Consider the following 1,462-nt stretch of genomic DNA (forward strand, 5'->3'; position numbering starts at 1 on the left):
GGTACCGTCAAGAAGTATGTGTAAAGCACAATCGCCGACAACTCAGCGGATTTTACATGGAGTGGCGGACATGTTAGCCTTGGCAGGCAAGGCCAGCATAATTGTTAGCTGGTGCCATGGCCTGTTCACATGTCCGCAGAGGCTCCATGTCAAATCTGCGGCCAATTGTGCAAGCATCCTTAAGGTAATTTTGTAAAGTTGTTATTTGTTGCTTCCGTACCGATCATCGAACATTTCCATTAAGACCGATTGAGCCGACACGAATTCATTACTCAATCTATTACCCCACTTTTCGTTGTAATCTTGCGCGACTAAATAGACGATCTTTTCGACTGCCTTTTCACTCGGCAGGCTGTTCATCGTTTTAGTACGTTTCTTTATTTCCTTCATCGTTCTTTCGATAATATTTGTCGTATAGATATGGCTTTGAATGACTTTTGGGTAAGCCATGAATGTTAAGAGCACATCCAGATCCTCTTCCCACGAGTCAACCACTTTCGGATACGCTTTTGTCCATGTCCCTTTGAATTCTTCAAAAGCTGCAAGCGCGTCCTCTTTTGTAAGTGCACGATAAACTTTTTTAAGATCAGTTATGATAGGCTCCTTATCCTTTTTACGGACAGAGGAAATCACATTTCTCACTTTATGAACGACACAACGCTGCACGTCTGCCAGTGGATAGACCTCTTTAAACGCCTGTTCTAGGCCAGATAATCCATCGAAGACACCAAGCAATACTTCTTCAAGCCCACGGCTTTTAAGACTGGTCAAAATATTCTTCCAGCCCACAGCGCTTTCATTTCCACCCACAAAGAAATCTACGATTTCCCTATAGCCGTTATCCTTGACTCCGACAATGACATAGACGACCTCACTCGCCACATCCTGCCTACGTAGCTTCAGGTATGTGCCGTCCAAATAAAGTACGGAGTATCTATTATGAAGGGGCCGTTGTTGCCATTCCCGGATATCTTCCATTACGACATCTGTAATGTTACTGATGGTCGTAGCCGAATAGCTGTCGCCCAGGATTCTTTCGATAAACTGGCCTACTTCCCGCGTACTGAATCCATTTTGATACATCGTGATAACTGTTTCGCCCAGCCATCTCTCACGCCTTTGATAAGGATCGAAGAGCTGAGTACGAAAATGTCCTTCCCGATCTCTTGGGACTGCTAAATCCTCTATCCGGCCATACCTCGTATCCAGCATGCGTGAATAATAGCCATTTTTACTGTTCTTCAGTTCCGGATGTTCAACTTCGAAGAAGTTTTTCATTTCCTCTTTCATGATTGTTTCAAGATTGTCTTGGACAAATTGTTTGACTAGCTCCTCCATTTGATTAGAAAACAGATTATCGATTATACTAGACATAGATAGTGCATCCTCCTTGGTTTTTGTAGTGATTAACCTTGAGGATGCCCTATCTTTTTTGTGCTTACACAGACTATTGTACGTCACC

General features: G+C 43.4%; 1 protein-coding gene. It reads right to left on the bottom strand.

Annotation, left to right across the window (positions count from 1 at the left end; genetic code table 11):
* Positions 1 to 201: 201 nt before the first annotated feature.
* Positions 202 to 1,374 (bottom strand): IS256 family transposase, encoded by a 1,173-nt coding sequence (locus tag MHZ92_RS21205; protein WP_239433709.1) that lies wholly within the window; start codon positions 1,372 to 1,374, stop codon positions 202 to 204.
* Between the last annotated feature and the right edge of the window lie 88 nt (positions 1,375 to 1,462).

The organism is Sporosarcina sp. ACRSL (assembly GCF_022346605.1).
Classification (GTDB): Bacteria; Bacillota; Bacilli; order Bacillales_A; family Planococcaceae; genus Sporosarcina.